General features: G+C 72.3%; 5 protein-coding genes. 3 read left to right on the plus strand and 2 right to left on the minus strand.

All coding sequences use genetic code 11. The annotated features are described in order from the left end of the window. Both ACZ4VT_RS37250 and ACZ4VT_RS37255 read left to right on the plus strand, forming a co-directional pair. Positions 1-168 (plus strand): adenosylhomocysteinase (locus tag ACZ4VT_RS37250; protein WP_467955801.1); only part of this gene is annotated, 168 nt, incomplete at its 5' end. Between the two features lie 120 nt (positions 169-288). Further along, the gene (locus tag ACZ4VT_RS37255; RefSeq protein WP_467955793.1) at positions 289-909 is read left to right on the plus strand and encodes a hypothetical protein; all 621 of its coding nucleotides are present in this window, start codon (positions 289-291) and stop codon (positions 907-909) included. A gap of 32 nt (positions 910-941) precedes the next feature. Here the strand turns inward: ACZ4VT_RS37255 and ACZ4VT_RS37260 are convergent, their stop codons facing one another. Both ACZ4VT_RS37260 and ACZ4VT_RS37265 read right to left on the minus strand, forming a co-directional pair. Continuing rightward, complete coding sequence (locus ACZ4VT_RS37260; RefSeq protein ID WP_467955795.1) at positions 942-1,247, minus strand: hypothetical protein; 306 nt, start codon at positions 1,245-1,247, stop codon at positions 942-944. 18 nt (positions 1,248-1,265) lie between these two features. Next, positions 1,266-2,246 (minus strand): RDD family protein, encoded by a 981-nt coding sequence (locus ACZ4VT_RS37265; protein WP_467955797.1) that lies wholly within the window; start codon positions 2,244-2,246, stop codon positions 1,266-1,268. A gap of 111 nt (positions 2,247-2,357) precedes the next feature. Between ACZ4VT_RS37265 and ACZ4VT_RS37270 the strand changes: the two genes are divergently transcribed. Next, complete coding sequence (locus tag ACZ4VT_RS37270) at positions 2,358-3,365, plus strand: stage II sporulation protein M (RefSeq protein WP_467955799.1); 1,008 nt, start codon at positions 2,358-2,360, stop codon at positions 3,363-3,365. The last annotated feature ends 316 nt before the right edge of the window (positions 3,366-3,681 follow it).

The raw sequence follows: 3,681 nt of genomic DNA on the forward strand, positions 1-3,681 counted from the left end.
GAGTACCCGACCGAGGTCTACGTGCTCCCCAAGCACCTCGACGAGAAGGTCGCCCGCCTCCACCTCGACGCCCTCGGCGTCAAGCTGACCACCCTCCGCCCGGAGCAGGCCGCGTACATCGGCGTCCAGGTCGAGGGCCCGTACAAGCCGGACCACTACCGCTACTGATCAACCTCTGATCAGCTCCTGATCGGATCCTGATCAGCGGCGGCAGAACGTGAAGCAGGCCCCCGGCACCCGTGCCGGGGGCCTGCCCCGTATCCCTCGACCCCAAGAAGTGTGCGCACCATGCCCCGCGGCCGATACTCGCTCCACGACCCGCACGACCACACCCCCCTCGGCGAGGAGCACTTCCACTGCGCCCCCGGGCCCTCCGGCTGGCGCTACGTCTCCCAGCTCACCGCCCCGAACGGCGACCACCGGGGCTCCGTCGACCTCGCGATCGACGAGCTCGGCCGCCCCATCCGCCTCGAAGTGAACGCCGCGAGCTGGCAGGTCCGCGGAGCCGCCATCGACGGCGTCACCTGGGTCCGTACCGACCCCACCGGCACCGAGGCCACCGAGGGCAACATCGCCGCGCCCGGCTTCACCGGGACCTCTCCGGCGTTCCTCGTCGCCACGGCCCGCCTGCTGCGCCTGACCCCCGGTGCCCCCGCCACCCGTGTCCGGCTCCTCGCCCTCACCGACCCGGTCCTGGCCCCCCGTACGGTCGACCAGGCGTGGGCCCTGCTCGCACGCGAGGAGCACCCCACCGACAGCGGCCCGCTCCTGGTGGACGAGTACCAGGTCAGCGCCCTGGACACGGGCGAGGTCCACACGATCCACCTCGCCGGCGACGTGGTCCTCTCGGCCCCCGGCATCGAACTCGAACACCTGGAGACCCCGCCGTCGGCCTTCCCCGAGGACTGAAGTGGCCCGGCACTCCCCGGCGCGGCCCCGCGTCAGTGCTCCCCGTCCGGGTGGCTCCACTCGACCGCGCACATCGCCGAAGGCGCGGCCTCCTTCGCGTACCAGGCGAGGGACTTCTCGAACTCCGGGCACCAGAGGTGGGCGCGGCTGACGGAGACCGGGAAGTCGGTCCCGCCGGTGACGACGTGCCCGCCGCGCTCCGGCACGATGCCGATGCTCACCTGGCCGCCGATGCTCTCGTCCCGCATCAGCTCACGGAGCTCCTCGACGACCGCCCGCGCCCGGGCCTCGTGGTCGATGCCCGTGACGCGGAAGGTGAAGGCGATGTTCGCAGACATGCCGTGCAGGCTAGGCGATCACGCCGGGGGCGCGAACCCAGTCGCGGGCCGCGGCGGCACGGGGGCCGACGGAGCGGGCGCCACCCCTGGGGCGGCGGGCGCCCTGCCCGGGACCGGGGCCGGCTGGCCCGCCTGCGGTACGGCCTGGGGTACGGGCGCCCCGGAAGCGGGGTGCCCCCACACGGGCGGCGTCCCCGGAGCCGTCCCGGGCGGGCCCGCCACGGTCCCGGGCACCCCGGGCGCACCGGGACCGGCGCCGAAGGCGCGGGCGGCGTCCCGCGTCTGGCGCTCGTGCACCACGGCCATCAGGAACGCGGCAGCCGGCACCCCCGCCGGCGGCGGCGCCCCCGTACGCGCCACGAGATCGTCCGCGAGCCGCGCCGCCATCGCGGCGCCCACCTGCGGATCCAGCTGGTTCATCCGCGTCAGGTACTGCCGTATCGCCAGCCACAGCCCGTCCGGCACCGCCGACAGGTCCAGCCCGGTGAACCGCCCGGCCAGCCACGGCGGAGGCGCAGGCACCGGCATCACCCGGGCCCCCGGCACCCGTTCGCGGACCACCAGCGTCCCGGCGAAGACGTCCCCGAGCCGCCGCCCGCGCGCAGAGATCAGCGAGGCGATGCACGCCACCGTCCCGAAGGTCAGCAGCAGCTCCACCACCCCCATGGCCCCGCGGACCAGCGCGTGCCGGAACCGGATCGGCCCGCCGTCGTCCCGCACCACCCGCAGCCCGCACGCCAGCTTGCCCAGGGAGCGCCCGTGGGACAGGGTCTCGACCGCTATCGGCACACCGACCATCAACAGCAGGAAGCTCGCCACCCCCACCGCCGCCTGGGCGGCGTCGTCCAGCGAGGAGGTCGCGAGGGCCAGACCGACCGAGAGCAGCACGTACCCGGTGACGTACACGAGCAGGTCCAGGAGGATCGCCAGCCCGCGGCTCGGCAGCCTCGCGGGCCTGAGCCCCAGGACGACCGCGTCCCCCGTCACCAGATCGCTCACCGCAGCACCTCTCATGTGACCTGCCCCGCCCCAACGGCCTCCAGTCTGCCAAGCTGACCACACGAGGAATAGGCAGCAGCAGGTGACCTGGGGCAGGGGAGCGGCAACCGGATGGATCTCGACGTCTTCGTGACGGCACACCGGGCGGAATGGGACCGCCTGGAGCAGCTCCTGGGCCGCGGCCGCAAGCTCACCGGCGCGGAGGCCGACGAACTCGTCGCGCTCTACCAGCGCACCTCCACCCATCTCTCCCAGATCCAGTCCAGCACCCCCGACCCCGTGCTCACGGGCCGGCTGACCCAGCTGGTCGCGCGAGCCCGTGCCACGGTGACGGGCACCCGCCGGGCCGGCTGGCGCGACGCCGCCCTCTTCTTCACGGCGGCCTTCCCGGCCGCGGTCTACCGCAGCCGCCGCTGGTGGATACCGACCGCGCTGCTCTCCACGGCTCTCGGCGTGCTCATCGGCTGGTGGATAGCCACGCACCCCGAGGTCCAGGGAGCCATCGCGGCCCCGGAGGACCTGAAGGCGCTCACGCAGCCGGGCGGCGAGTACGAGACGTACTACTCCAGCCACCCCGCGGGCTCCTTCGCCGCCAAGGTCTGGACGAACAACGCCCAGGCGGCGGCGATCTGCCTCGTCCTCGGCGCCTTCCTCGGACTTCCCGTGCTCTGGATCCTGTTCCTGAACATGGCCAACCTCGGAGTCGGCCTGGGCCTGATGGCCTCCGCCGGCCGCCTCGACGTCTTCCTCGGACTGATCCTTCCGCACGGCCTGCTCGAACTGACCGCCGTCTTCGTGGCCGCGGGTACGGGCCTGCGCCTGGGCTGGACGGTCATCGACCCGGGTCCACGCACCCGCCGCACCGCCCTGGCGGAGCAGGGCCGCGCGGCCCTCGGCATGGCCATCGGCCTCGCGGTGGTCCTGTTCGTCTCGGGCCTGATCGAGGGCTTCGTGACCCCGTCCGGCCTCCCCACCTGGGCCCGCATCACCATCGGCGTCCTCGCCGAGGCCGCCTTCCTGATCTACGTCTACGTGCTGGGCGGCAGGGCCTCCCGCGCGGGCGAGGTGGGCGACGTGGAAGCCGCGGACCGGACGGCAACGCTTCCGACCGCTGCCTGATGTGCGTACGAGCCCGCTGAGCTGCTAGTCTCCTCGTCGTCCCGCGAAGACCGTTGACACGGAGCGCGCGGGGAGGTAGATTTGAACGGTTGCCTCGGACTGGACAAGTTCGGCAGCGATGGTTTAACCTATCTCTCGCCCCCATCAAGGAATTGAATTCCAGTGGGGCGTAGCCGACTCCTCATTCAGGAATCCGAGCCGGGAAATCCGGTGGAGAACTTCTGATAGAGTCGGAATCGCCGAAAAGGGAAAGCGCGAAAGCGCAGGAACTGGAAAGCGCCGAGGAAGTCGGACACGAAAGAGTCTGATAGAGTCG

The organism is Streptomyces sp. NPDC029164 (genome assembly GCF_055563995.1).

Bases quoted from the DNA above. Each gene is read 5' to 3' on its own strand.
- ACZ4VT_RS37260 (WP_467955795.1), bottom strand. From the start codon at position 1,247: ATGTCTGCGAACATCGCCTTCACCTTCCGCGTCACGGGCATCGACCAC.
- ACZ4VT_RS37255 (WP_467955793.1), top strand. From the start codon at position 289: ATGCCCCGCGGCCGATACTCGCTCCACGACCCGCACGACCACACCCCC.
- ACZ4VT_RS37270 (WP_467955799.1), top strand. From the start codon at position 2,358: ATGGATCTCGACGTCTTCGTGACGGCACACCGGGCGGAATGGGACCGC.